This is a genomic window from Devosia sp. (genome assembly GCF_017307565.1).
In the GTDB taxonomy this organism is placed as follows: Bacteria; Pseudomonadota; Alphaproteobacteria; order Rhizobiales; family Devosiaceae; genus Devosia.
Genome location: NZ_JAFKHD010000314.1, coordinates 1 through 25,979 on the forward strand (window position 1 = coordinate 1; position 25,979 = coordinate 25,979).

General features: G+C 62.4%; 30 protein-coding genes. 17 read left to right on the forward strand and 13 right to left on the reverse strand.

Translation table 11 applies throughout. The features are described from left to right. The coding region (cckA, locus tag J0I64_RS10045; protein ID WP_291407712.1) for a cell cycle histidine kinase CckA at nt 1-2,350 on the reverse strand (2,350 nt) is incomplete at its 3' end. A gap of 179 nt (nt 2,351-2,529) precedes the next feature. On the opposite strand from cckA, the gene J0I64_RS10050 reads away from it, so the two are divergent. Beyond that, entirely contained in the window at nt 2,530-3,075 is a 546-nt protein-coding gene (locus J0I64_RS10050; protein ID WP_291407714.1) for an AAA family ATPase, read from the forward strand. A 60-nt stretch (nt 3,076-3,135) separates the two neighbouring features. Then, entirely contained in the window at nt 3,136-3,867 is a 732-nt protein-coding gene (locus J0I64_RS10055; protein WP_291407716.1) for a CPBP family intramembrane glutamic endopeptidase, read from the forward strand. Here J0I64_RS10055 and J0I64_RS10060 read toward each other — a convergent pair. The 7 genes from J0I64_RS10060 to J0I64_RS10090 all read right to left on the reverse strand — a co-directional run bounded on the left by J0I64_RS10060 (nt 3,864) and on the right by J0I64_RS10090 (nt 8,140). Next, complete coding sequence (locus J0I64_RS10060) at nt 3,864-4,538, reverse strand: permease (protein ID WP_291407717.1); 675 nt, start codon at nt 4,536-4,538, stop codon at nt 3,864-3,866. The two genes, J0I64_RS10055 and J0I64_RS10060, sit on opposite strands and share 4 nt — an antisense overlap. 8 nt (nt 4,539-4,546) lie before the next feature. Next, nucleotides 4,547-5,632, reverse strand: coding sequence for a flagellar biosynthesis protein FlhB (gene flhB, locus J0I64_RS10065; RefSeq protein WP_291407719.1), 1,086 nt, complete (start codon nt 5,630-5,632; stop codon nt 4,547-4,549). A 3-nt stretch (nt 5,633-5,635) separates the two neighbouring features. Further along, entirely contained in the window at nt 5,636-6,406 is a 771-nt protein-coding gene (fliR, locus tag J0I64_RS10070; protein ID WP_291407721.1) for a flagellar biosynthetic protein FliR, read from the reverse strand. Continuing rightward, nucleotides 6,406-6,672, reverse strand: coding sequence for a flagellar biosynthesis protein FliQ (gene fliQ / locus J0I64_RS10075; protein ID WP_291407723.1), 267 nt, complete (start codon nt 6,670-6,672; stop codon nt 6,406-6,408). The genes fliR and fliQ overlap by 1 nt, the downstream gene beginning before the upstream one ends. A 130-nt stretch (nt 6,673-6,802) precedes the next feature. Then, complete coding sequence (locus J0I64_RS10080; RefSeq protein ID WP_291407725.1) at nt 6,803-7,297, reverse strand: flagellar hook-basal body complex protein FliE; 495 nt, start codon at nt 7,295-7,297, stop codon at nt 6,803-6,805. 20 nt (nt 7,298-7,317) lie between these two features. After that, complete coding sequence (gene flgC, locus J0I64_RS10085; protein ID WP_291407727.1) at nt 7,318-7,728, reverse strand: flagellar basal body rod protein FlgC; 411 nt, start codon at nt 7,726-7,728, stop codon at nt 7,318-7,320. A 13-nt stretch (nt 7,729-7,741) separates the two neighbouring features. After that, the gene (locus J0I64_RS10090; RefSeq protein WP_291407729.1) at nt 7,742-8,140 is read right to left on the reverse strand and encodes a flagellar basal-body rod protein FlgB; all 399 of its coding nucleotides are present in this window, start codon (nt 8,138-8,140) and stop codon (nt 7,742-7,744) included. Nucleotides 8,141-8,406: 266 nt separating this feature from the next. Between J0I64_RS10090 and J0I64_RS10095 the strand changes: the two genes are divergently transcribed. Next, nucleotides 8,407-9,060 (forward strand): flagellar biosynthetic protein FliO, encoded by a 654-nt coding sequence (locus J0I64_RS10095; protein ID WP_291407730.1) that lies wholly within the window; start codon nt 8,407-8,409, stop codon nt 9,058-9,060. A gap of 34 nt (nt 9,061-9,094) precedes the next feature. Continuing rightward, nucleotides 9,095-9,817: a flagellar type III secretion system pore protein FliP gene (fliP, locus tag J0I64_RS10100; protein ID WP_291407768.1), complete on the forward strand. Its 723-nt coding sequence runs from the start codon at nt 9,095-9,097 to the stop codon at nt 9,815-9,817. 48 nt (nt 9,818-9,865) lie between these two features. Here fliP and J0I64_RS10105 read toward each other — a convergent pair whose 3' ends face one another. The 5 genes from J0I64_RS10105 to J0I64_RS10125 form a co-directional block, all read right to left on the reverse strand. Then, nucleotides 9,866-13,255 carry a hypothetical protein gene (locus J0I64_RS10105; RefSeq protein ID WP_291407732.1) on the reverse strand — a complete coding sequence of 1,130 codons (3,390 nt, stop codon included), beginning with the start codon at nt 13,253-13,255 and terminating at the stop codon, nt 9,866-9,868. A 172-nt stretch (nt 13,256-13,427) separates the two neighbouring features. Further along, nucleotides 13,428-14,441 (reverse strand): hypothetical protein, encoded by a 1,014-nt coding sequence (locus J0I64_RS10110; protein ID WP_291407734.1) that lies wholly within the window; start codon nt 14,439-14,441, stop codon nt 13,428-13,430. Then, nucleotides 14,438-14,863 (reverse strand): DUF6468 domain-containing protein, encoded by a 426-nt coding sequence (locus J0I64_RS10115; RefSeq protein ID WP_291407736.1) that lies wholly within the window; start codon nt 14,861-14,863, stop codon nt 14,438-14,440. Before J0I64_RS10115 ends, J0I64_RS10110 begins: the two co-directional genes overlap by 4 nt. A 38-nt stretch (nt 14,864-14,901) precedes the next feature. Next, nucleotides 14,902-16,068 carry a flagellar motor switch protein FliM gene (fliM, locus tag J0I64_RS10120; RefSeq protein ID WP_291407738.1) on the reverse strand — a complete coding sequence of 389 codons (1,167 nt, stop codon included), beginning with the start codon at nt 16,066-16,068 and terminating at the stop codon, nt 14,902-14,904. Continuing rightward, on the reverse strand, nt 16,068-16,583 hold the full coding sequence (locus tag J0I64_RS10125) for a flagellar basal body-associated FliL family protein (RefSeq protein WP_291407740.1): 516 nt from the start codon (nt 16,581-16,583) through the stop codon (nt 16,068-16,070). The genes fliM and J0I64_RS10125 overlap by 1 nt, the downstream gene beginning before the upstream one ends. 287 nt (nt 16,584-16,870) lie before the next feature. On the opposite strand from J0I64_RS10125, the gene flgF reads away from it, so the two are divergent. From flgF to J0I64_RS10190, 13 genes are all read left to right on the forward strand, one after another. Further along, nucleotides 16,871-17,611, forward strand: a complete 741-nt coding sequence (gene flgF / locus J0I64_RS10130; protein WP_366933732.1) for a flagellar basal-body rod protein FlgF — start codon at nt 16,871-16,873, stop codon at nt 17,609-17,611. Nucleotides 17,612-17,626: 15 nt separating this feature from the next. After that, nucleotides 17,627-18,412: a flagellar basal-body rod protein FlgG gene (gene flgG / locus J0I64_RS10135; protein WP_291407742.1), complete on the forward strand. Its 786-nt coding sequence runs from the start codon at nt 17,627-17,629 to the stop codon at nt 18,410-18,412. A gap of 12 nt (nt 18,413-18,424) precedes the next feature. Beyond that, entirely contained in the window at nt 18,425-19,375 is a 951-nt protein-coding gene (flgA, locus tag J0I64_RS10140) for a flagellar basal body P-ring formation chaperone FlgA (RefSeq protein WP_291407744.1), read from the forward strand. A gap of 15 nt (nt 19,376-19,390) precedes the next feature. Then, nucleotides 19,391-20,128: a flagellar basal body L-ring protein FlgH gene (flgH, locus tag J0I64_RS10145; protein ID WP_291407746.1), complete on the forward strand. Its 738-nt coding sequence runs from the start codon at nt 19,391-19,393 to the stop codon at nt 20,126-20,128. A 384-nt stretch (nt 20,129-20,512) separates the two neighbouring features. Then, nucleotides 20,513-22,012, forward strand: coding sequence for a carboxypeptidase M32 (locus J0I64_RS10150; protein WP_291407748.1), 1,500 nt, complete (start codon nt 20,513-20,515; stop codon nt 22,010-22,012). A gap of 243 nt (nt 22,013-22,255) precedes the next feature. Beyond that, nucleotides 22,256-22,525: a hypothetical protein gene (locus J0I64_RS10155; RefSeq protein WP_291407750.1), complete on the forward strand. Its 270-nt coding sequence runs from the start codon at nt 22,256-22,258 to the stop codon at nt 22,523-22,525. Further along, a complete protein-coding gene (locus J0I64_RS10160; RefSeq protein ID WP_291407753.1) occupies nt 22,522-22,899 on the forward strand; it encodes a hypothetical protein in 378 nt (125 codons plus the stop codon). Before J0I64_RS10155 ends, J0I64_RS10160 begins: the two co-directional genes overlap by 4 nt. Further along, entirely contained in the window at nt 22,896-23,600 is a 705-nt protein-coding gene (locus J0I64_RS10165) for a hypothetical protein (protein WP_291407755.1), read from the forward strand. Before J0I64_RS10160 ends, J0I64_RS10165 begins: the two co-directional genes overlap by 4 nt. Then, nucleotides 23,593-23,880 (forward strand): hypothetical protein, encoded by a 288-nt coding sequence (locus tag J0I64_RS10170; protein WP_291407758.1) that lies wholly within the window; start codon nt 23,593-23,595, stop codon nt 23,878-23,880. Before J0I64_RS10165 ends, J0I64_RS10170 begins: the two co-directional genes overlap by 8 nt. Continuing rightward, the gene (locus J0I64_RS10175) at nt 23,873-24,283 is read left to right on the forward strand and encodes a hypothetical protein (protein WP_291407759.1); all 411 of its coding nucleotides are present in this window, start codon (nt 23,873-23,875) and stop codon (nt 24,281-24,283) included. The genes J0I64_RS10170 and J0I64_RS10175 overlap by 8 nt, the downstream gene beginning before the upstream one ends. Further along, nucleotides 24,280-24,642 (forward strand): hypothetical protein, encoded by a 363-nt coding sequence (locus tag J0I64_RS10180; protein ID WP_291407761.1) that lies wholly within the window; start codon nt 24,280-24,282, stop codon nt 24,640-24,642. The genes J0I64_RS10175 and J0I64_RS10180 overlap by 4 nt, the downstream gene beginning before the upstream one ends. A gap of 200 nt (nt 24,643-24,842) precedes the next feature. Then, entirely contained in the window at nt 24,843-25,565 is a 723-nt protein-coding gene (locus J0I64_RS10185) for a VWA domain-containing protein (RefSeq protein WP_291407763.1), read from the forward strand. Between the two features lie 50 nt (nt 25,566-25,615). Beyond that, nucleotides 25,616-25,825 carry a hypothetical protein gene (locus J0I64_RS10190; protein ID WP_291407766.1) on the forward strand — a complete coding sequence of 70 codons (210 nt, stop codon included), beginning with the start codon at nt 25,616-25,618 and terminating at the stop codon, nt 25,823-25,825. Nucleotides 25,826-25,979: the final 154 nt, after the last annotated feature.

Consider the following 25,979-nt stretch of genomic DNA (forward strand, 5'->3'; position numbering starts at 1 on the left):
CGTCCGAAATGATCAGATCGACCTCGTAATCGAGGTCTTCGAGCACTTCGAGCGCTTCTTCGCCGCCATCGGCTTCGAACACTTCATAGCCGGTGGTGCGCAGGGCCCGAGCGGAGAAGGCGCGGACGCTCTCCTCGTCTTCGACGAGCAGGATGCGTTCGTGGCCGGTCAGGTCCTTGGCGGGCGCGGCGGCGGCGGCCGTCTTGGCAGCGACCTCTTCTGCAGATGGGACATAGCGCGGCAGGAAGATCTTGAAGGTGGTGCCGACGCCCACGGTCGAGACCGGGTAGATAAAACCTTCGGTCTGCTTGACGATGCCATAGACCGTAGAGAGGCCTAGGCCGGTACCCTTGCCGAGCTCCTTGGTGGTAAAGAACGGCTCGAAAATCTTCGCCATCACTTCGGGCGACATGCCGGTGCCAGTGTCTTCGACGTCGATCAACACATAGTCGGCCGGGACCATGCCTTCGAACTTCAATTCGCGGACGTCGTCCTCGGTAACATTGCTGGTGCGGACGGTGATCGAGCCACCGTCGGGCATGGCGTCGCGGGCATTGACGACGAGATTGATGACAACCTGCTCGAGCTGAACCACGTCGGCGCGGATCGGCCAGATGTTGCGGCCGTGCTCGACCGAAAGCTGGTTCTTTTCACCGATCATGCGCTTGAGCAGCACGGTAAGGTCATCGACGATCAGCGGCAGTTCCAGGACCTGCGGACGCAGGGTCTGGCGGCGCGAGAAGGCCAGCAGCTGGCGGGTAAGGCCCGCGGCGCGGTTGGCATTCTGCTTGATCTGCATGAGCTCGCTGAACGAGGGATCGCCGGGCTTGTGCTTGAGCAGCAGCAGGTCGGAGAAGCCAATGATGGCGGTCAGCAGGTTGTTGAAGTCGTGCGCCACGCCACCAGCGAGCTGGCCGACGGCCTGCATCTTCTGGCTCTGGGCGAACTGGGCTTCAAGCTTGCGCTGGTCGGTCATGTCGAGAGCATAGACATTGACCTGCTCGGGCGAGCCGGCGCTGACTTCCGAGGCGGAAATGTAGAGACGGACCGCGTGGTCGCCTTCGACGCTGAGCTGGGCGTCGACGGGCTCGACTTCGGTGCGTTGGGCCGTTGCAGCGGTGAGCGCCTTGGCAAGCTTCTCGCGGCTGCCTTCGCCGATGAGCTCATGCAGGGGCTGCAGTTCGAGGCTCTTTTCCTCGCCCGACCAGCGGAAGATACGGCCGAACGGCGCATTGGTGCGCACGATGCGGCCTTCGCCATCGAGGGTGGCGATGGCGAACGGGGTGTCGTTGAAGAAACGCGAGAAGCGGACTTCGGCGGCGCGCAACTCTTCTTCGGTCTCGGGCGCACTGGAACGATCGAGCACGAGGGTGCGGGTCTCGCCCAGCTCGCCATCGGCAAGGCGCGCGGCACGATGCAGCATGCGCACCGGCAGAGCCGTGCCGTTGCGGCGCACGAGATCGATGTCGATGATCTCGGTGGTGATCTCACCATCGCGGCGACCACGCATAAGGAGGGTGGCACCGTCGCCGCGCACGACGTCGCCGAGGCTCAACTGACCGGCATTGAATTCGGCGAGGTCATAGCCGAGCCAATCCGCCAGGGTCGAGTTGAGATATTGAACGCGACCCTGGGCGTCGGCGGAGAAGAAACCGGCCGGGGAATGGTCGAGATAGTCGATGGCGCGCTGCAGATCGAGGAACGCGGTCTCGTTGTTCTCGCGGTCGCGCGTGATGTCTTCGACGGTCCAGGCGACGACAGGCTTGGTGGTTTCATCGTTCGCCGGCAGCGGGCGCACCGAGACGCGATACCAGAAGGCCCGGTTGCTCTCGGTCTGCGAACCACCGAGGCCACCGACAATGCGGACGTCCTCGATGGCATTGCGGCCATCCTTGGCGGCACGGGTCAGGCGGTACATCGCCTCGCCGGCGTCGGCCTGGCCGGAGAACAGGCGCGGCAGGCTGACGGGAACGCCATTGTTGAGTGCGCCGGGAAAAGTGCCATAATGCACATTGGCGTAGGCAATCTTGCCATCGCGGTCGGCAACGACGATACCGCGGCCCACAGTGTCGATCAGCGCGCGGGCAATCGTGCGGCGCTCTTCGGCCGCAGCGAACCGGAACAGACCGGCGGCGAGGCCGAACAGGAAGAACACGCCGGCGACGGCCAGAAGGCCGACAAAGATCATCACAACCTCAGGCGGCAGGCGATCGCCGAAAAGCGCGAAGCCGGCAGCAGCGCCGATGATGACGAGGCCAAGGGCCGCGACGCGCCAGAGACCGGCGCCCCCTCGGGGCGAGGCAACCAGCGGATCGGGATAATTGTCCTCGCCGAGCGGCGTCGTGGCCATGGGTTGAAAGCTCCAGCGCAAATTGCCCCGATTCGGGACAGGTCCCATTGGTCTAGCAAATGGACCGCCGCCATGGGAGGGCGAAGGCGGTTTTTCACACGCCGCGTCCCGACCGGCGCCCAGAAAGCGGGCATCGGCGAAATGCCGCAGAACTCAAACTAGCACGCAAGGAGACGGATTTGGACCGCTTCATCATCATATCGGGCTGCTCGGGCGGCGGGAAATCAACCCTGCTCGAAGAACTGGCGCGTCGCGGCTTTTCGGTGATCGAGGAGCCGGGGCGGCGTATCGTGGCCGCCGAGTTGGCAGGCGATGGGGCGGTCTTGCCTTGGGTCGACGCCGAGGCGTTCCTCCAGAGGGCGATCGACGTGGCGCTTGAGGATCTGGCGCGGGCGAGCACCCTGCCCGGCCCGGTCTTTTTCGATCGCGGATTGCTCGATGCCGCATCGGGCCTGTCGGAACTGACGGGCGAACCGGCGTTGCGGCGCCTTTCGGCACAGTGGCGGTTCAACCCACTCGTCTTCCTTACCCCGCCATGGCCGGAAATCTATCGGCAGGATGCGGAGCGGCAACATGGGCTCGACGCGGCTATCGCGGAATATGAGCGCCTTGTCCATGACTACCCGGCGTTGGGATATGAGGCGGTTGAGCTGCCGAAAATTCCGGTGGCCGAACGGGCGGATTTCGTTCTGGAACGGCTTGGGCTTGCCGGGCTTAGCTCTTGATCCACTTGCCAATATTTCGGCGCCGCGATTAGATGTGCTCCGGCTGTGAGGGCATCATCGATGGCGGCGAAAAGCGACCTTCCCTATTATGCGGGCGAACCGGTGGCGATCAGCGGGCGAGGTTGGCTCCTCGTGATGGTCGCAGTGGTGGTGGCCTTTCTCCAGCTCATTCTGGTGCCGTTTGACACGGTGCCGCTCGTCTTCATTCCCGCCGTCGTCTTTGCCGGCCTGCCGCTATTGGCGTTGATGGCGGTGACCGGCTGGCGTCCGCCGGCCATCTTCCGGCCAATGAGTTTCAAGCAGTTCGGCATCGCCATTGGCTTCGGCGTGCTGACGGTGATTGTCTCGGTCATCGCCGGCGTCACTGTGGAGACGCTCTACGGCGCGTCGTCCAATGCTGCCGTCACTGGGCTGATGGATTACGACACGCCGCAGCTATTGCTGTTTCTGGCGCGGACCGTCATCCAGCTCATCGGCGAGGAAGTCGTGTCCATCCTGCCTTTGCTGGCGGTGCTGTGGCTGTGCGTCAACAGATTTGGCCTATCTCGGCGCCTGGGGCTGGTCATCGCCGTGATCGTCTCGACCGTATGGTTCTCGGCCATGCACCTGCCGACCTATGACTGGAACATCATCCAGTGCCTCGGCATCATCGGCACGGCGCGGGTGGTCATGACCCTTGCCTATCTGCTGACCCGCAATATCTGGGTGTCCTCGATCGCCCATATCTTCGACGACTGGGCGCTGTTCCTGACGAGCTACGGGCTCGGCCACATGCCGGTCGGCGGGGCTTAGTTCGGGATAGCGACCGAGCCGCTGGCGAGCCCTACGACCAGCGCAGACAGCAGGAAGAGCGGGATGGCGACGATGAGCGTTGCCGCGACGGCCAGCGTAGCCTTGAGCGGCCGCAGCCTGGCGCTCCGGATGAGCCAGAGGGTTTCGGAGGTAGCGTACCAAAGAAGGCCGGCCATGGCGACAACGCCGCCCAGGATGACCTCGCCGCTGGTCATGCCCTGCAGGCCCAGACTCACCGCAACGACAAAGGGCACGGCAGCGTAGCACTGGCTGTAGAAGACCGGCTTGAACGTGGTGCGGGTCAGCCGCGCCTTGTTGAGCTTGAGCTGCAGAAGGCCGAACAGCAGCGGGAAAAGGCTGAAGCTGACGGCGCGGAAGATCAGCAGGTTCCAGTCGTCAGCCAAGAGGCCGGACAGTGCGTGGTCTTCCTCGGGCTGCAATATCTGACCAAAGCTGTGCAGGACCACGAGCGAGATGAGCAGCAGGATCGGCGGGCTGAGGCTGTCGTCGAACTGCCGGTCCTCGTCCTCGAGCAATTGGCGCTCGGCATAGGACAGCATCTGCAGGGGCCGACGGACGATGCGCCACAAGGTCAGGGGATAGAAGAGAAACCAGCTGATCAGTTCGTAGAGCAATTCCTCAAGCGATTTGAGGAGCTTCATGAAATCCATGGCAGGCTCTACCCTCTCGCCTTCCAGCTCTGACCGTGCTTGAGGCGCATGACGAAGCCGATGATTTCGGCGACGGCCTTATAGTGATCGGCCGGAATATCCTCGTCGACCTCGACCGCAGCAAAGAGCGCGCGCGCCAGTGGCGGGTTCTCGATGATCGGCACGTCGTTTTCCTTGGCAACGGTACGAATGCGCAGAGCGACGGCATCGGCCCCTTTCGCGACGCACTTCGGCGCACCCATGCCCTTTTCGTATTTGAGCGCGACAGAGTAGTGCGTCGGGTTGGTGAGAACCACGGTCGCGTCCGGAACCGACTGCATCATGCGCTTGCGCGCCTTTTCCTGCCGCAGCTGACGGATGCGACCCTTCACGTGCGGGTCGCCTTCCATCTGCTTGTATTCGTCGCGCGTTTCCTGAACCGTCATCATCTGCCGCTTCCACCATTTCTGGCGGGTGTAGAAATAGTCGGCACCGGCGATGAAGGTAACGACGACAAGCACGGCCGTCAGGATTTTGACTGCCAGCTCCTGGAAATCGAGAAGGATGATGATCGGGTCGGCCGTCATCATGGTGTCGAGGCGGTCGCGCTCGGGCCAGATCACCATGACCACCACGATGCCGACCACGCCGATCTTGACGAGGCCCTTGCCGAAATTGATCAGAGCATCGATCGAAAAGAGGCGCTTGGCTCCGGCGAGCGGGGAAATCTTGGAAAGCTTGGGCGTAATCGGCTCGGCCGAAATCAGCGGGCGGTGCTGCACGAGATTGGCGAGCACGCCGCAGACATAGAGCACGGCGAGTGGCGCCAAGACCGCGCCGATCATGGCGAAGGCGAGATTGGTGAAGAATGCCGAGAAACCCGCCCCATTCACGTCGAAACGGTCGGCGTTCATCATGATGGTCTGGAGCGGCTGGCTGATCTGGCTCGCGACCCACGGGGCCATGCTCGAACAGATGATGGCCGTGCCGACCAGCATGAACCAGGTGGTCACCTCCTGGCTTTTGGCGACGTCGCCCTTCTTGTGCGCTTCCTCAAGTTTTCGTTGGGAAGGATCTTCTGTTTTGCTCTCTTGCTCGGGGGCTTCTGAGGACATCGCCTACCCCCGCCACATGGCGAGATGATTTTCAAAGGCGGATAGATACCAGCCCATCATCATCACCAGCAAAAGAGCGAACAGGATCAGGCCGGCCAGAATGTTGGCGGGCATGAGGATGAAATAGACCTGCAACGCCGGCATCAGGCGCGCCAGGATACCGGCTCCGAGGTTGAACACGAGGCCGAAGACGATAAACGGCGCCGCCATCTGCACGCCGACGGAAAAGGCGCCGGCGACGGTGCGGATCGCCAGTTGCATGGCATCTTCGGAAATCAGCGGCATATCGGGCGCAAACACCGAATAGCTGTCATAGATGGCCGCCAGAGCCACGTGGTGCAGGTCGGTGGCGAAGATCAGCGTGATACCGAGAAACGACAGGAAGCTCGCGAAAACCGCGCTTTGCATGCCCTGTTGCGTCGGGTCAGCCGCCATGGCGCCTGAGAGACCGGTCTGGAACGCCACGATGGCGCCGGCAACGGTGGTCGCCATGACGGTTATGCGCACGATGCCGCCGATGATCAGGCCGACCGCGATCTCGTGAAAGATGACTCCGACGATCCCAGCGGTATCGGGCGGCATGGCTGGAACGATATATTTCAGCAGCGGATAGAGCACGCTGGTGAAGACGAGCGCAAAGGCAAGACGCAGGCGCGCGGGGATGGTGTTCTCCCCCAGCGCAGGCATCAGCATCAGCATGGTGCCGATGCGCGCGAACAGGATGAGGTAGGTAAAGGCCGCAGCCGGAGCCCAATCGAGGTTGAGCGTAAACATCAGCCGCCGACGATGATCATGTCGATCACGCGGGTCATGTAAGCCGACATGGTCGCACCGAGAAACGGCAGGGTCAGCAACATGGTAACGAAGATCGCGATGATCTTCGGCACGAAGACCAGCGTCATTTCCTGAATCTGGGTGAGCGCCTGGAAGAGGGCAATGACCACGCCGACAACGAGGCCGACCAGCATCATCGGCAGGGACACAATGATCAGCGTCCAGATGCCCTGGCTGGCAATATCGAGCACTTCGGCGCCGGTCACGAGGCGAATCCTTTTACGGTCACCACTAAATGGTAACTGATTCCTCAATGACCGGCGATCAGTCGACTGGCACTATTCAGTGAAGACCTCAGGGCGTGCCCTGAGGTGAGTGCGTTGCGCCGAGGCGTCGTCAGATCGGCATCGCCATGATCGATTCATAGGACTGGATGACGCGGTCGCGGATCGTCACGATGCTCTCGATGGCGAATTCGGTCTGCGAGAGCGCCGTCACCATGTCGACCACATTGGCTTTGCCGTTGACCATATCGATGGCCATCTGGTCCGAAGCGCGGCCCTGATCGACAACGCCCTGCACCGACTGCGCCAGCATGGCGGCAAAGTCGTTCCCGCTATTGCCGGCATTGGTGCCGAGCTGGGCACCCGGCTGGGACGCCTGGGTGAGCAGACGGGTAGCCGCATCACTGAGCGTTGCGATCGCCGTCGGATCTGCGGCACGACCGCTTTCGGTGATGCCCTGGACCGACTGGGCCAGCATCTGTGCGAAGTTCGGACCGCCTGCGACGCCGGCAATGGCTGCCTCGGCCTCAGGACGGGAGATCTGCGAAGCCAGACGGCTGGCATTGCCATAGGCCGCTGCTGCAATGTTGAAAGGTGTTGACGCCATGATTATTGCCCCCCGAACCGTTAGCCGCGCAGGATGTCGAGCGTCTGCCCGAGCATCTGCCGCGTCACGGAAACCACATTGAGATTGGCCTCGTAGCTGCGCTGGGCCTCGCGCATGTCCATCGTCTCGATCAGCGTGTTGACGTTGGGATACTGAACATAGCCGTTCGCATCGGCGGCCGGATGGCCGGGCTCGTAACGGCTGTTAAAGTCGCTCTGGTCATAGGCAACCTTGCCCATGGAGACGACGCGACCGCCAAGCTCGTTGTTCATGACGGTTTCGAAGGTCGGTACACGGCGGCGGTACGGGTCGCCGCCCGGCGTGGTTGCGGTCGAATCCGCGTTGGCAATGTTTTCCGCTATGACGCGCATACGGGCAGACTGCGCGTGAAGGCCTGTGGCGGCGATGCCGATCGAAGTGCTGAAGTCCATGAGTCACGCCTCCTTAAGCGGTTTTGCCGAGTGCGGTTTTCAAAATCCGCACCGATTTCTGGTAGAGGGAGGTCGCGGCCTGATAGTCCATCATATTGGTCGTGACCTTCATCATCTCGTCTTCGAGGGTGATGCCGTTACCTTTCGGCGTAATCTCGAAATTCACCATCCGGCTGTCGGCAAAGGTTGAATTGCCGCCGATGGAGGTAGAAAAGTGCTTGGGTTGGGTAGCAGCGGTCGAAACCTGCGGAGGCTGCACAAGGCTGAAGCGCTCCTCGAAGTTGTACTGCTTGAGGTCGCGCCCCTTGAAACCGGGATTGTCGGCATTCGCGACATTCTCGGCCAAAAGACCTTGGCGGGCCTGATGCCAACGCATCTTGTCCGTCAGTGCCGAAAAAACCGGCAGGTCCATCAATCCCATCGCCCAACGCCCCCTGAGTCCGCGCTAATGGGAAAATCCTGCCTATTCGTAGTTAAAGAAGCGTTAATTCAGCACCCATTCCGTCCCGATTTGCCTCGCATTCTGCATGATTGACTGATTTGACTGGGCAGAAAATGCCCGACAGAGTCGTCGAAGCCACACACGAAGCGCGGCGCGATCTTCCAGATTCGCCCGCCCCGCTTTAGAACGTTGATCAATTGCACGCCCGGCGGAGGCGTGCCCTAGGAGTTGAAATAGTGCAGTTCATCACCAGCCTGTTTGGCGGCAGCGGTAATACTTACCTGACCGCCGCCTTTGCCCTTGGCGCCGTTATCGTACTCACCGTGCTCGGTGTCTGGCTCCTCAAGCTGGTCTTTCGCGTCTCGACCAATGGCGTGCGCGGCCGCAATCGGCGGCTCGCCATCGTCGATAGCCTCGTGGTCGATCAGAAACGGCAATTGCTGATCGTGCGGCGTGACAATGTCGAACACCTGATCCTGACCGGCGGCCCGCAGGACGTGGTGGTTGAAGCCGGTATCGTGCCGCCCGAGCCGCCCGCCGCCCAGACAACCCGCCGCCCCGTGCCCATGGTTGGGCGCAAGGCCAGCAACGACACGCGTCCCGCCGAAACCAAGCCCGCCGTCAGCCCCGCGGCGACCGTTGCAGCCGGCCCCGGCGCCGCCATCGACCGCGCCCGCGAAGCCAACAAGTCGCGCGAAACGCCCGGCCGCTCGCTGCGCCACACCGGCCTTCTGCGCCCGGTCAACGCGCAGGAAACCACGACAACCGGGTATAAGCCGGACATTTCGCCCGTATCGGAGGCCGACTCAGCTAAAGAAGACGCTGAAAAATCGGTTAACGAAGGCGTAACGCGTGATCACGAAGCGCAGGGCGAAAGCAGCCGAGGCTAATACCGGGCGCAAGCGCCTTAAAAAGCACGCCCTCATTGGCCTGATCGTGGCGGCAGGCCTTTCGCTTGCCGCCATTGGCGTCGCCCAGGCGCAGGAACTCTCGATCGGCTTCGGTGACAACACGGCGATCGCCGAACGCGCCATCCAGCTGATCGGCCTGCTGACCATCCTGTCGCTGGCCCCGTCCATCCTCGTGATGGTGACCAGTTTTACCCGTATCGTGGTCGTGCTGTCGCTGCTGCGTACCGCGATCGGCCTGCAGACGGCGCCGCCGAACTCGGTGATGATCTCGCTGGCGCTGTTCCTGACCTTCTTCATCATGCAGCCGACGCTTGAGCAGAGCTACAACAACGGCATCGCGCCACTGCTGGCGGGTCAGATCGAGATTTCCGAGGCTTTCGAGCCGACCGTCGCACCACTGCACGCCTTCATGCGGGCCAATGTGCGCGAGCAGGACCTGTCGCTGTTCTATGACCTGACCGAAGCCGAGGTTCCGGCCGAGCCGGAAGCCATTCCGCTGCAGCTGCTGATCCCGGCGTTTCTGATCTCGGAACTGCGGCGCGCCTTCGAAATCGGCTTCCTGCTCTTCCTGCCCTTCGTCATCATCGACATGGTCGTGGCATCGGTGCTCATGAGCATGGGTATGATGATGCTCCCGCCAGTGGTGATCTCCCTGCCCTTCAAGCTGATCTTCTTCGTGCTTGTGGACGGGTGGTATCTGGTCGTGGGCTCGCTGGTGCGAAGTTTCGTCAGTTAGCGCAACGCTGAACGACGGCACCCAAAAGGGCGCCGTCATCGGATTGGCCTATTCCTTGAGCGAAGCGACTGGTCCTGAACCATCCTCGCCGCCACTCGGGTGCGGCGTCAGCGCGCCCTGCCCGGCGTAGACGTCGCGATAGGCCACGAGGAAGGTTTCGAGGCCATTGACGGCGGCAATCTGCGAAGCCACCTGACGGAACTCGTTGCTGGTCACCTGGATCGGACCAGTCACATAGTCGAACATCGGCCATTCCGGCGAGTTGACCATCGCATCCGAGTATTTCGTCCGCAGACGGGCAAGACCTGCCGCATCGTTGTTCAGCGCATAGCCCACGCCGGCCTGCAGAATGCCCATCCGGGCAGCCTTGCTCAGCGGAACGCCGGAAGCACCCGTCCCATAAAGCGCTTCGATGAGCTGCCCGGCCTGCTCATAGCGCTTGGCTTGCCAGTGGGCATCGATACGCATCAATTCGACGTCTTGTCCCGTAAGGTCGCGGACAAGATCAAGGGCGAGTTGATCGCGGCCACCATCGAGCAGCGCGCGGGCTTCAAGTATCCGCCTTTGGCGAGCAAGGCTCTCCGGAAGATCCGGCAGGCGCGTGTCGTTGAGAACCCGCATGGCCTCCGCCGGCTTGTGCTCGGCGAGGTAGATGACCGCAAGATCCGAAGCGACTTCGGTGCGCGCCACGCCACGCAGACGGTTGTCGAGCTGGTATTGCAGCAATTCGGCCGCCTGTGGCAGCAGATCGACCCGCACCAGGCGGCGGGCCAGATTGCGGATCATCTCGTCGCCCCGGGAACCGGGCGGCGTCAGCTGGCGGAAATCATAATAGATACCAAGCGCCTCGACAGGGCCGATGGAATCGGCAAGCCCGTTGAGGAACAGATCGTTGAACATGCGCTGGGCATGGTCGCTGAGCGCCTGTACGTCGCGGCTCGACGGATCGCTGGCCACGGCAGCCGTGACCGACTCGAAGCCCTGGCGGTACTCGCCGATGCGGAAGTAGAGATCGGCAAGCATCCCCTGCATGGAGGCTTCGAGCGAGTCACCGCGCCAAAGCAGAGCCTCTGCCGCAAGGGTCTGCGCGCCGCGGACCATATCAAGGCGCTTCTGCTTATCGAGAATGCCGAGTGTGCGGAACACGGCCTCGGCCCGGGCAGGACGAACCTCGGTTGCAATCACCTGCCCGTAGACGTCGAGGGCCGCGTCGAGCCGCCCCTCTTCTTCGGCGATGCGACCGGACAGCAGGTTGAATTCGGCAATCTGATCGTTGTCGAGAGACCCAAAGACCACATCGCCAATCATGGACCGCGCCTGGTCGGGATTGCGATCCTCGATAGCCGCGCGAGTGGCCGCCAGGAGGAAAGTTTCGCGGGCCCAGGGTGGATAGCTGTCGATGATTGAGTAAGCCTGAGTGGCGTCGGCTCGCGCCCCCTCATAGTCGCCATTCTGCGAACGGGCGATGGCGCGCCAGAACATGGCGTCGATGTCCTGATCCATCTCCTTGGCATTGAGGCGCAGCAGTGCGTCCCGGGGGCGGTCAGCCATGACATTGGCAACCGCTTCGCTCATATGGACCTTCTTGAGCAGATCTTCGTTGCGCTGGCTGCCGCCGACGACGCGCAGAATGCCCAGGGCCTCGTGGCTAAGGCCATTGGCTATGAGGAAATTGGCGAGATCCAGACGTGCTGCGTCGCGAGCCCGACCGTCGCTCGCAGCGGCCGCAGCCTCAAGCGCGTTGCGCTCCTTGGTCACCAGGCCCAGGTTGGCCTGCTGGAGGGGCTCGAAATCAATATAGCTGGCGCGCTGGCTTGGGGCAGAAGTGGCAAAATCCTGCCGCAGCGTATCGGTCGAGGACAATTCGAGGCCCTCATCCGCCGTGATCACCGCAAGGGCATTTTCGAGCGCGACATGGAGCGTATCGGCCTTGGGTCGAATGACAAGGCCGTGGACGCTCTGCAGGGCCGAAAAATCCACATAATCGAGCGACCGCGTGATGCCACGCGCAGGTGGATAGGCTGTGACAACACTGAGCGTATCGCCGACGAGCGGGTCCTGAAAGGCATGGACGCGGCCAGGACGGGCGATATTGGCGACCATCTCGAAATCGCCGCGCATATCTCGACGGCGCGTCAACTCCAGCGGCTCGGTCGGTGCCATCATGACATCGCCAAGCGACAATACCAGGGCCTGGCCCTGCGAGCCCATGGTCGCCAAGCGATCGCTGGCGAGATCGATCCGTACGAGCTGGGCGTCGTCTACGGTGGTGACGACGAATTCGCGCGAAACCGCAGACAGCTTTTCGACGTCCTCCGGCAGCTGGATGGCGCTGCGGGTATCAAAGAGCAGCCAGACCGAGTCGCCGCGGCGGAAAATGGCCGACGGGGTTTCCTGCACAAAGGGGAAGACCACACGGACGGTGCTGCCCAAGGTGGTGACAAACGGCGTAATCGTCGCTGGCTCGCTGGCAGCAAGGTTGGCGCCCGCCTCCGCTGTTTGCGTCGTGGCGGCAGCGGACGCAGTCGCCTCGGCCGCAGGTTCGCCGGCAAGTGCGGCGGCCGAGAATTCCGGCAATCCCTGCCCCGCTATGTCTATGTCGAGCACATACTGGTTTGGACCCGTGGCGTAGAAACGGGGAGAAACACCGCGACCGAACTTCATCTCGACGGCGCTGCCATCGAGTGAAACCGTATTTTTTGCCGACACGATTTCTGCCGGCAGGTCGGTCAGGAGGCCTCGGAGGTCAACATCGACCGGCCATTCGAAGTCGATGCGCCCATGGTCGTCGGAAAAATCGAACTTTCCGCCGGTCGGAATCGTCCAGTCGAACTGCAGACGCAGGAAGGTCGGATTGCGACCGATGCGGAGCGCTACCTGCGGGTTCTGTTCGGCAACAACCTGGGCCTTGCGCCGCTGATCGTCTCGCAGCGCAAGCCGCTGGGCCCTTGCGGACATTTCGTCGATCACGTCCTGCGGCAAAGCCGGCGGCGAACCCTGCCAGTTGGTTGGCAGGAGATCGATGAAAAGCTTGGTGCCCGCTTCGGTACGATTGAAATTGAGCGTGCTGCGAAGGCCTATCCGGAGCCCCTTGCCGGTGGCATCGAGCCGAGCGACTGACAGATACTCCGGCATGATCGAGGCCACATCAGGCAGAACCACGGAGATCGGCTCTTCGAACTCGAGCGAGAGCACCCCGTTGGACATGCGCATGGCATAGGGAGGCAGCGTATCGCGCCCCGGGAAGCTGATGACGAGGCGGCCATAGCCGGTCTCTTGGGTCGCGAAGAACTGGGCCTGTTCCTGGGCCATGGCCACAGAGACGGACAAGAGGCTGACCGACAGCAGTGCCGCAGCAAGAAATTTCCGCGGCTTCAGCCAACCCGGATTGATCGTCATTTTCATGGCCCGCCACATGCCCGACGCAGAGCTGGTCATCCTCCCTCAGACGAGAAAATGCCAACAACACAAGTACTGGGCACAAACCTAAGCGGGCATGCTTAACACCCGATTACGCCGAGCCTCGCAGCGGCCATGTCGGGGCATTAAAAATCGTGGTCGGAATAGAAAAAGACCCGCAGTTTCAACGCTGCGGGCCTCGGCAATCGACTTACTGTCCAACGATCTGCGGCAGAGCCGCAAGTTCGGACGGCTTCATCTGATCGGGATGCTCCGTTGTGTCGGCAGCGAGTCGCACAGTCAGTTCCTGCGCCCTCGCGGTATCCATGGCTGCCAGAATCGGAGCCATCTTGCGCGGCGGCATCATCTTGGCGACGCGCACCAGGATATCGACTTCAAGCTGATTGAAGATGCTGGCCGCATCCTTCGGCTTCATCGTCTGATACATCGAGACGATCGACGTAAACTGCTCAGCTTCCAGCTTCTTGCGCTCTTCGACCAGCGAGGCGATCTGTGCCTCAAGGGCCTCCAGCGTCGAGGTTCGCTCATTGGCGCGCTTTTCAGCGGCATCGATGAGCGAGGCGCGCATGGCCAGTTCCTGCTCGTAGCTTTCGAGCTCGGTGCGACGGGCAGCAAGGCGGCCGAGTAGCACCTGCTCGGTCAGGGTTGGATCACTAGCACCCATCTCGACATTGCCCGTGGGCGTCGACAGCTGGGGAACGGCGTCCTTGAGCGGCGGACAGTCGCCAGGCAGAACCGTGAGCTGGCCACCTTCGGACGATCCGACGGATCGCGGGGCGCAGGCATTGAAATCCGCGACACTATTGGTGCCGCCATGTTCACCACCGGAACTTGCGGCGTCGCCATTGACCCCAGCAACAAGGTCAATGCTGCCTTCGGCGCTGGTCGCACCATGGCCGCCCGCCGCCGGAGCGCCATGACCAGCTTCAGGAGCAGGAGCCTGACCGCCAACGGTGGGAGCTGTATCTCCCATTGTCGGAGCAACGTCGGGCAAAGTCGGTTGCTGAAGTGTCGTCGGACCCGCGGCAGGCGCAGCCGCGCCACCACCATGACCGCCCGCAGTCCCGCCGCCGCCTCCGGCCGCCTCGGCCGGGGTGACGCCTGAAAGCGCGTAGTGTCCCTGGGTAACGAGACCCGTGGTCTTGAGGACCAGCAGCGCCGCAACCATCAGGATGACGACTGGAAGCAGGCGAATCCGGTTCACGCGGCAACTCCACGGTTACTGACCCGGGTCGAGAGCTGCTCGAGCGCCGCGCGCACCTTGTTGTTTTGCTTTGGCGCGTTGAGCGCATCTTCCTGATCGGCAGCCGGAACCGGCGCCAACACAGGATGCTGACGGGCAACATTGGTCAGACGAACGATGCGCTGCATCATCGCCGCACCCGCATTGACGTGATTGGCCAGCTCGATGCCGAAGCGCTCAGCTTCTTCGAGTCGCGAGCTGAGAGTGATGTCAGCCTCGACAGCCGTAGACTTGAGTTCCTTGATCGCCTGGTTGGCGAGCGTAGTGGCAGCGATCAGATCGCCCACCATCAGCTTCAGGGCTTCACGGTCTGCATGCAGCCGCGCCAGCCGGCGGTTGAGAATAACGCAATAGCCCAGGGTAAGCGCCATGAGCACAGCCACTGCGGACTCAATGAACAATCCCATCGACAAACCAAGCATCAGCGACCTTCCATGGATTCATCAATTGCCTCAAAAGCCGCCATGGTAACCTTGGGCGGATTGAGGTGGCGGGTGACCCGCACTGAGACATAATTTCCGATATGGCCCATAATGGCCTCGGTAAGCTCGACTTCGCCGCAGCGCAGCAGGATGGGATCGCTCGGAGAGCGCTCGAACATCACGGTGTCGCCAGGCTTGAGGGACAGGAGCCGCGACAAGGGCAGTTCCTGCTCGTGCAGAACGGCGTCGATCTCGACGTCGGCCTGATAGATTTCGGTCGCCAGGTGGCCTTCCCAGATCGGGTCGCGGCCGAACTTTTCACCCATGAACATCTGCAGGAGCTGTTCGCGGATGGGCTCGATAGTGGCGTAGGGCAGAAGGATTTCGACCTTGCCGCCGCGGTCATCCATCTCGATGCGGAGTTCGATCAGGATCGCGGCGTTGTTCGGCCGGGAGATGGCTGCGAAGCGCGGATTGGTTTCCATGCGCTCGAGCTTGAAATTGATCTGGGTGACCGGCTCGAAGGCGCGCTTGGTGTCTTCAAGGATCACCTCGATGAGACGCTGGGCCAGCGCCTGCTCGATGGTCGTATAGGGTCGACCTTCGATGCGCACGGTGACGCCGCTGCGACGGCCGCCGAGCAGCACGTCGATCATCGAATAGATGAGGTTGGAGTCGACCGTGAGAAGGCCGTAATTTTCCCACTCCTCTGCCTTGATGACCGATAGAATGGCCGGCAGCGGGATTGAATTGAGATAGTCGCCGAAGCGGACCGACGAGATGGAGTCGAGCGAGACTTCGACGTTGTCGCTCGTGAAATTGCGCAGCGAAGTCGTCGCCAGACGCACGAGGCGGTCGAAGACGATTTCGAGCATCGGCAGACGCTCGTAGCTGACGAGCGCATTGTTGATGAGCGCCTGGACGCCGCTCAGCTCGACATTGCTTGCCGTGGCTGCATCGAAGCCGAGGAGATTGTCGATCTCGTCCTGATTGAGCACGCGATCCACGCCGCCATCGGCAGCCGCATCCTGGCTGGCCTTGAGCATGGCGGCCCAATCTTCTTCGCCGCCATCCTCACCGGGAATATCGAAGGAAGAGCCGCCGGCATCGATCTGGTCGAGGCCCCAGTCTTCCGAGAGTTTGTCTTGATCAGAAGGACCGGCCATTACTGCACCAGAATTTCCTTGAAGAGGATGCTTTCGACGCGCGCCGGGTAGACGGCGATGTTGACGCGACGCAGCAACTCTTCCTTGAGACGATAGACGCCGGCGGAGCCTTCAAGGTCGGACTTGCGCAGTTCGCGCATATAGACCTGGAAGGCATCGACGACCTTGGCGAGGCGCGGCTGGATTTCGGTCATGGTGTGCTCGTCGGCCACTTCGAGGGCGACGGTGAGCTTCATGTAGTTCTGCGCGCCATCCGAACTCTGCAGGTTCACCATCATCGGTTCGAGATTGAAGATGAAGGTGTCGGCAGACTTTGCCGCTTCCCCGTGTTCACCGGCTGGTGCGGCGTGGCCATCCGCAGTTGCCTGGCTGGAGCCGCCCGAAGACGACATGACGAAGAAGATGCCGGCGCCTGCCAGCAGAACGGCGACGACCGCAGCACCGATAATAATGAAGAGCTTATTGATGCCCTTCTTGACTGGCACCTCTGTGCCAGCTTCCGCTTCCGTCGTCATTGAAACCCCGCAACAGACGTTCTTGAAGCCAGACGATTCCGGCCGCAGGTCCAGCTAATGCCATCTTGGTTAATGACTGGTTACTTTTAGCCTCAACCCGGCAACTTCTGCCGAGCAACATTTGCCGCAGCGCCAAATTCGCACTGGGCAAAATTAACCACCACAAGTCACTATATCATTGAAATATAACGGCTTATCGGTCTGGCACGGTTTCTGCATTTTGAGAGGCGAGGCGGCAAGCTTGGGGAAGCGGGCCATCTCGGGGACTTAAGAAACCGGGGATCGAGATGATCGAGAATGCACAACTCATAGGACTGTCGCGCCAGATGGCGCTGCAGCGCCACATGGACATGGTGGCGAACAACATCGCCAACATTAATACCACTGGCTTCAAGGCCGAACAGCTTCTGTTCGAAGAATACAAGATGCCGGTGGCCTCGCATGCCGACTTCTCGGGCAACGATCGCACCCTTTCTTACGTCCAGGACTGGGCGACCATTCAGGATTTCTCCGATGGCGCCATGGTCCAGACCGATGCTCCTCTCGACCTCGCTATCAGCGGCGACGGTTTCTTCACCGTGCAGACGGCCGGTGGCGAGCGCTACACCCGTGGCGGCGCCTTCCAGATCAACAATGAAGGCACGCTGGTCGACCTGTCCGGCAACCCAGTCATGGGCGATGGCGGCCAGATCCAGTTCGGCGCCGAAGAAACCGACATCCGCGTTGCCGCCGATGGCTCGATCTCCTCGAGCGCCGGCGCCAAGGGCCGGTTGCAGATCGTGGAATTCGCCGAGCCCCAGGCTCTGGTTCGCGTCGGCAACAACCTGATGTCGGGTGGCACGCCCATCCCGGCGACCAATTCGCGGGTACTGCAGGGCTTTACCGAGAAGTCCAACGTCTCGGGCGTGGCGGAAATGGCGGAGATGATCCGCGTGACCCGCGCCTACGAATCCATCGCCTCGCTGGGCCAGAAGCAGGACGACATGCGTCGCGATGCCATCAAGCGCCTCGGCTCCGTTTCCGCCTGACATTGAGGACCCGCCATGAAAGCTCTTTACATCGCATCGACCGGCATGAGCGCGCAGGAACGCAATGTCGAAGTCATCTCCAACAACATCGCCAACATGCGCACGCCGGGCTTCAAGCGCCAGCGCGCCGAGTTTGAAGACCTGCTCTACCAGCAGATTTCCCGCGCCGGGTCGCAGACCTCGGACCAGGGCACGCTGGTGCCGGCCGGCCTCGAAATCGGTTCCGGTGTGCGCACCGTGGCAACGCCCCGCGTCATGAGCCAGGGCAGCGTCAACCCGACCGAACGCGAACTCGACGTCGCCATCCGCGGCGAAGGCTTCTTCATGGTGCAGCTGCCCGACGGCCGCACCGCCTATACCCGCGACGGTTCGTTCGAACGCAACCAGGACGGTACGCTGGTCAATTCGAGCGGTTACGAAATCTCCGGCGGCATCACCATTCCGGGCGATGCCAAGGGCGTTTCGATCTCCGCCGACGGTACGGTTGAAGCCTTTATCGGCAATGACGGCACCGCCGTGCAGCTCGGCCAGCTCCAGCTGGCGCGCTTCGTGAACAAGTCTGGCCTCGAATCCATGGGCGACAACCTGTTCCTCGAAACCGCGGCCAGCGGCCCAGCACAGATCGGCCTGCCCAATGCGGACAGCAACGGCAACCTCCTGCAGAACTATCTGGAAATGGCCAACGTCAACTCGGTGACCGAAATCGCCGACCTGATCGCCGCCCAGCGCGCCTACGAGATGAACGCTCGCGTCATCTCCGGCGCCGACCAGATGATGCAGGCCACAAGCCAGCTCCGGTAACAGGAGGCTTCATTGAGCCAACTTTCCAAAAGACTGGCGCTGGTGAGTGTGATCTCGCTGATGGTCGCGACCGCCGAGGCAGCCCCGACGCTGCGCGGCAACGTCACGGTCACCGACCAGCTCGTGACCGTGGCGGACATGTTCGACGATGCTGGCGCCCTGGCCGAAATGGCCATTTTCAGCGCCCCGGCCCCCGGCACCACCGGCAAGGTCGACATCGCCACCATCCGCTCCGCTGCGGCCCGCGTCGGCATCACCAGCTTTGAAGCCAATGGCTTTTCTTCGGTGAACGTGACACGCGTCGGCATGATCGTCGACGAGGCCCTGCTCAAGGACCTCGTGGTTACGGACCTGACGGCCCGCGGCCTGATCGGTTCGGACGTGAACGCCAATGTGCAGTTCTCGCGCTTCCTCGACCCCATCCAGGTTTCGACCAATGGCGTCGCGGCACGGCTCGAAGGCATGCGCTACACCGCTGGCAGCCGCGACTTCTCGGCCCGCTTTGTCCTCGCGGACAACAGCCGGGTGATCGACGTGACCGGCACGATCGACATGACGATCGAAATGCCGCACCTGGCAGCCAACCTGCCGGCCGGCACGATCCTGCTGCCCGAGCATCTGGTGATGCGGCCGGTTCCCGTCGGCCAGGCCAATGCCTATGCGCATGCTCCGCTCGAACAACTGGTTGGCATGGCGCTCAACCGCCAGAGCCGCGAAGGCATGATGCTGCGTCTCAGCGACGTCAGCCCGCCGATCGCCGTGGCCAAGAACGAGCTCGTGACCATCGTCTATCGCCGCGGCCCCATGACCCTGACGGTCAAGGGCCAGGCCATCACCAGCGCCAGCCGTGGCTCGAGCCTCCAGGTGCTTAACCTCATGTCCAAGCGCGTGATCAGCGCGACGGCCGTAGCGCCGGGCACGGTCGAAGTGACCGGTGGCCCCGTGTCGTTCGCCGGCCTCTAATTGGGACCGAAAGCAATGAAAACCTTCAAGATCGCCACCATCCTGACGCTGACGGCAGCGATGGCCGGCTGCAACACCATGGATCGCCTGGCCAATGTCGGCAATGCGCCGCCGCTGACCCAGATCCAGGACCCCACGACCCTGGCCGGCTACCAGCCGGTGCGCATGCCGATGCCCGAGCCCATGGCCGACACCTATCAGTCGAACTCGCTCTACCGCACCTCGGCCCGCGGCTTCTTCAAGGACGAGCGCGCCCATCGCGTCGGCGACATCCTGACCGTGGTCGTCACCGTCGATGATCGTGCCAAGATCAGCAACACCACCAACCGCAACCGCTCTTCGAGCAACTCGGCTGGCATGGGTGGCATCTTCGGCGCCGCAGTCGACAACCTCTCGGGCGGCACGATCGATCCGTCCGCCGCCATCGACCTCAAGTCGGGCATCAACGATGCCGGCGCCGGTTCGGTAAACCGTTCGGAAGCGCTGAACACCTCCATCGCCGCCGTGATCACACAGGTCCTGCCCAACGGCAACCTCGTGATCGAAGGCCGCCAGGAAGTGCGCGTGAACTTCGAAGTCCGCGACCTCATCGTGTCGGGCATCGTGCGTCCTTCCGATATCCAGGCCAACAACACGATCTCGTCGACCAAGATTGCCGAGGCGCGCATTTCCTATGGCGGCCGCGGCCAGATCACCGACGTGCAGCAGCCGCGCTACGGCCAACAGGTGCTCGACGCCATCCTGCCGTTCTGAGGCAACGCATCCGGCGCGCTTTCATCCCCGAAAGCGCTTCCCGACCCCATTCGGCGGTGCGTCGTCCCCATTGCGTGCCGCCGTTCCCCGGGCAGATCCAGAAGGGTCGCTCCGGCCGAACGGCAGAAGCCAAACGGCCTTCCCCATGAGGCGCAGCTCCCCGGCTGCGCCTCTGCCCTTTTTGGGGGGCACTCTCCGGAAGACAGCCAAGAACCCCCCCGGCGTCAATTCCGCGAAAGCGGGAAGCTCTGTTTCGGCGCGATGCGATTCCCGCTTTCGCGGAACTAACGCGGTGGTCGTGATCGGCGCAGTCAGCATCGTTCAAAACCTTGATCCACTGCCGGCTCTATGGAACACATCTCCGGCCTATCAGGAGTTTGATCCATGTCCTTCCAGAAACTCGACGCCCTTGGTCACAAGCTTGAAGCGCTCGAACACGCGCTGTCCATTCTCGGGGCGGACGAAGCGACTCACATGGCGGTAGGGGGCGGCGACAAGCGCGCCGAGGCGATGGCAAACCTGGCCGCCATGTATCACGCGCAGGCAACCGCGCCCGAAATCGCCGACTGGATCGCCAAGGCCAGGAGCGAAAACCTCGACACCGATCAGAAGCTGGCGGTGGATGAGTTCGAACGCAGTTATATCAACGCGACCTGCCTGCCGACCGAATTCGTCGAGCGTCGCACGGCCGCATCCATGCGCTCCGAACAGCTCTGGCGCGACCTCCGCGCTAAGGGTGATTGGGACAGCTTCCTGCCGGCGCTCGAAGGCGTCGTGGCGCTGGCGCGCGAAGAGGCTCAGCTGCGGGCTGCGGCGCTCAATCTTGCGCCCTATGATGCGATGATGGATCAATATGATCCGGGCAATCGCGTAACCGAAATCGACCCTATTTTTGCCGACCTCAAGACCTTCCTGAAGGACTTCGTGCCCGAGGCGCTGGCGGTGCAGGAAGAGCGGCTGGCCAAGCGCCCGCGGAAGCAGCTCAACGCGCCCTACCCCATTGAAAAGCAGCGCGAACTTGGCCTTGCCGCCATGCGCGCAGTGGGCTTCGATTTCACCCATGGTTCGCTCGCGGTGTCGCACCACCCCTTCTGCGGTGGCGTGCCGACCGACGTGCGCATGACCACGCGCTACCGCACCGATGAATTCCTCTCCTCGCTGATGGGCGTGCTGCACGAAACCGGCCACGCGCTTTACGAACAGGGCCTGCCCAAGGAATGGTCGCACTGGCCGCTGGGCAAGGCGCGCGGCATGGGCATGCACGAAAGCCAGAGCCTCTTCGTTGAAATGCAGCTCTCGCGCAGTCCCGAATTCTGGGAATTCCTGCTGCCGCTGGTGCGCCAGCACCTGGGCGGGGACGCGATTCCCGGCTGGGAAATCGCTGACGTGCTGAATGAAGTGAATCACGTCGAGCGCGGCTATATCCGCGTCGATGCCGACGAGGTCACCTACCCGCTCCATGTCATCCTGCGCTACGAGCTGGAGCAGGAGCTGATCACCGGCAAGCTGGAAGCCAGCCAGATCCCCGAGGCCTGGGACGCCAAGATGACGGAATATCTCGGCATTTCGACCATCAATGACCCCAAGGACGGCCCGATGCAGGACGTGCATTGGCCGGGCGGCGCCTTCGGCTATTTCCCGAGCTACACGCTGGGCGCCATGATCGCGGCGCAGCAATGGGCGGCAATGGAAAAGGCCGTGCCCGATGCGCGCGACCAGATGCGCCAGGGCGAGTTCGGCGCCATCAACCAGTGGCGCTCGGACAATATCTGGCAGGCCGGTTCGCGCTATTCAACGCCGAACCTGATCACCCGAGCCACCGGCGAACCGCTCAACGCCGATTTCTTCAAGGCGCATCTGAAGCGCCGGTATGGGCGGGCTTGAAGACACCCGCCCTGTCCCCATGCACCGGCCGGCACCTCCCCGTCGCGGGGAGAGTGCCGCATCGAGCGCATTAAAGTCTTTTAAGAACAGCCGCTTACCGACCATTTCAGAATTTTTTTGGCATTTTTCTGCTGATGAACGAATTCTGAATCTGCGCTTCAGGCAGCGTTCCGGATCAGCCGCCTAAAACAGTCTCCATCAACGACGCGGTCGGAGGGACCGCAGCAAACAAGGAGACTTCAAATGATCCGCAAGTTCATCATCACCGCCGTCGCTGCCACCGTTATCGCGGCTTCCGCTGCCCCCGCCATGGCCGGCGGCATCTACATCGACCAGACCGGTTTCGGTAACCAGGTCGGCGGCAGCCAGTCGGGCTGGAACAACACCTTCGGCACCAAGCAGACCGGCTGGTGGAACAAGGCCGCCAGCCTCGCGGGCCCCGACTTCCGCTGGGACCTCAACCCGCTGATCTCCACCATCGCCTTCGCCCGAATCGGAGCGCCCCTGTCATGACCGAACAGACCCTGACCCGCATCGCCGCCGACACCATGCCCGAGGGCAATTATGCCATCGTCGAAGCGCTGGGCCACCGCACGCTGGTCGGCCGGGTGGCCGAGGTCGAGCGCTTCGGCACCAAGATGTGCCAGATCGAGCCACTGTTTGCGGATGTCATGCTGGGCCCGGTGCTGCTGAGCGGAGCATCGCTTTACCAGTTCACCCCCTGCACGCCCGCGCAGGCCTATGCCCGTCGGCACAAGAACGAATACGGCCTGCCGCAGGCGATCAGCGATGCATTGCCCGAGGAGGCGCGCCCGGCCCCCCGCCTGCCTGATTTCATCACCGGCAACGACGAAGACGATGTTCGCGATGAATGGGGGCATCCGTGAGCCGCCCCGCCTCACGCATCACAGCCGAACGCGAAGCCGTGCTGCGGTTCTTCGCCGCCGCGCCCAGCACGCAGTTGGCCCTGCGCGAGCACCTGGGCATTACCAGCACGCTGGCAACAGCGCGCATCGGCAATGCGATAGGCGCATGCGAGCTGCGCCGCGTCATGCCCAGGCCGGGGCAGCCGATGACCCCGGCCGTCTATGAAATCACGGAAAAGGGTCGCGCGGCGCTGAACGCGATCGACAATCCTCCGGCTGCAGTGCCGGTCCCTGCCCCCGCCAAGAAGGTTCTGCCCACCCATGCCAAGAAGCTGAAGGCAGGCGCCGGCCAGACCCCGCGCGAACTGGCCGTCAGCATGGAGGAGGAACGCCGTCGCGATATCAGCCATGAATGCTTTTCGATCGAGCTTTTGAACAAGCTGCTGGGCGCCACGCCGCGCGGCATGATCCCCCGTGCGCGCCGGGGCGCTCCGGGGGGCCGCCATTCGATCCCGATGCAGTCATTTCCCGTGGCAGCGGGCCGCGATCCATGCCCGCGCTGCGGCACACGCGGCGATCTGGGCTGTGCGCATCAGCGTCCTGCTGAGACGGTCATGCCCGATCATTTTGTCGCACCTGTCGATGGCCGTCAGCAGTCGGCAGGCCGTCTAGGCCATCACCGCCGCAAGATGTCGACCGGAACTGGGGTGTACCATGGCTGAGCCCATTTCCTTCCCGGGCGCCAACTTCACTTTCATGGGTGATGGAGAGGTTGTCGTTGACCTTCATGTCTTTCGGCAACCGCGCGGCCCCGCCAATGTTTCCTGCTGGCGGCTTTCGCCGGAAGAGCTTGAGGAGATCAACCGGACCGGCTGCATCTTCCAGACCGTCATGTCGGGTTCGATCCTCTATCCCTGCTTCGTTGGTAGCGAGAGCGCCACGCGCGCCTTGGTCGTCGATACTGGCCCTGTCTGGATCCGGGAGGGCAGCGACAATGCGTGACCTCTCCACCCTCAACCGCTGGCGCGATCGCGGGGCGGAAATGGCGCTGTGGGGCTGGTTCGACACCAGTATGGAAAAATTGGGCGGCTATTTCCATGTGCCGCGCAGCGCGGCGGTCACCCTGCGCGTCATCGTCTCTACGGCTGCTAATCCCGAGGCGGAAGGATGGGATCACATTTCCGTCAGCCTGCCCAACCGCTGCCCGACCTGGGAGGAGATGGAGTTCATCAAGCGCACCTTCTTCCTGCCGGAAGAGGTCTGCTTTCAGCTGCACCCGGCTGAGGCCGATTACATCAACAATCACCCCTACTGCCTGCATATCTGGCGCCACGCGACGATGCTTGTGCCGCTACCGCCGCCCAATTTTGTCGGCCGCAAGGAACTGGGGGTGCTTGGGGCATGAACCTGCTCGACATGATGGGCGACAGCGCCCCGCCCGCGCCCAAAGCCCCTACGCAGCGCTCCGTTCCCTTGCGCGCATCGCCAGCCGCAAGATCCTCCGGCACTTACACGCCGCGCCCCGTTCGCCCGATGTGGCGAAACGGCGTGCCCGTTACCGGCAGCGATGCCGGCTATGTCAAACATAGGGCGGGCGATCTCCGCTGGCTGACGCATGGCTATACCGCCGATGGCCAGCCGCTGGGCCGATGGTTTCGCTGGAGCGATTCCCGGGAGGGTTGGATGTGGATCTGCATCGATCCGCAGGACCTGACGGGGATCAATGCCCTTCCCGATACCCCGCCGACGGGAGGTGAGGCATGACAGACCTGCTCACCCTTGCCGCATCCCGTCGCCATGCGCCGACATCGCCGACAACTCGACCAAATTGGAAGCCGGAAGGCTGCGCCGATTGCGGCCTGCTGCACCCCAGCTTCAGCCTGAACGGAGCGCATGGCCCTTGGCGCTGCGCGGATTGCCACCAACAGGCAAAGGAGGCCCGCCGTGGCTGAGCTTCACTCTGCATGCCGCAGATTTCGATTTTCCAAGTTTCCGGGCCTGGCCCGCCTGGACGCGACAGTGAGCGATCTCCCGTCGTCTGCAAAGTCACCGGCCCCAACGGAGTAAATGCAATGTCTGCTTCCACCACTACTGTTCTGACTGCCGAAACGGCCTCGGAATATGATTTCGTGATTGGCCTGGATGCTTCCGGCTCGATGGCTAGCCCTTCGACGCGCTATCCGGGCAAGACCCGCTGGGAGGAAGCGCAGGAAACCATCTTCGGTCTGGCATCGGTCCTCAACAAGTATGATACCGATGGGATCGATCTGGTCGTTTTCGGCGGCGCCGTGCAGGTTTTCGAATGCGTAACGCCCGACAAGGTGTCTTCGATTTTCCAGAGCCGCAGCCCGCGCGGGTCCACGCCTCTTGCGGAAGCGATCGTTCAAATCGACGCGCTGAACGCCGACGGCAAAAAGGCCGTGGCTATCATCTTCACCGATGGCGAGCCTGATGATCGCGCTGCCGCGGAAGCCGCCATTGTCGCAGCTGCGGCCAAGCTGGAGCGCGATGAGGACTTCACGATCTTGTTTGTGCAGATTGGCGATGATGCGGGTGCGGCGAAGTTCCTTGCCCATCTCGATGACGGCCTGACTTCGGCCAAGTTCGATATCGTCGATACCATCAGCGCGGCGGAAGCCGACAAAATGGAACCGCTCGATCTCATCAACACAGCGATCAATGATTGATCGGCGCGGGAGGGGCTGCGCTCCTCCCCGCTATTCGCGAGGTTATCGATATGGAAGACAACTCTCTCAAGCGCGAAGCCTTGAAACTCTGGTCGACGGCGGTGAGCTGGTTTTCGTTCATCTCTTTGCCTGAAGGGCGAGGCGCTGCCGTTGTCGCAGCAGCGGTGCTGGTTTTGCTGATCTCTCCACTGCTTTTCGTTCTTGTCTCGATCGGCGCTGCTGCGCTGATCGCTTATCGCGCGTCCAAAACGCCAGATTGATCCTGAAGGAAGTCGACCGTGGCTAAGACCCTTTCCTTCAAGACCCTGCTGAAGCTGGCTGAGGCCCGCCAGATGGCGCTGGATTGCGTGGCAGAGAAGTACACCGCCGCATACATCATTCGTCGCCTTCAGACCGAGTTTGACGCCACCTTTC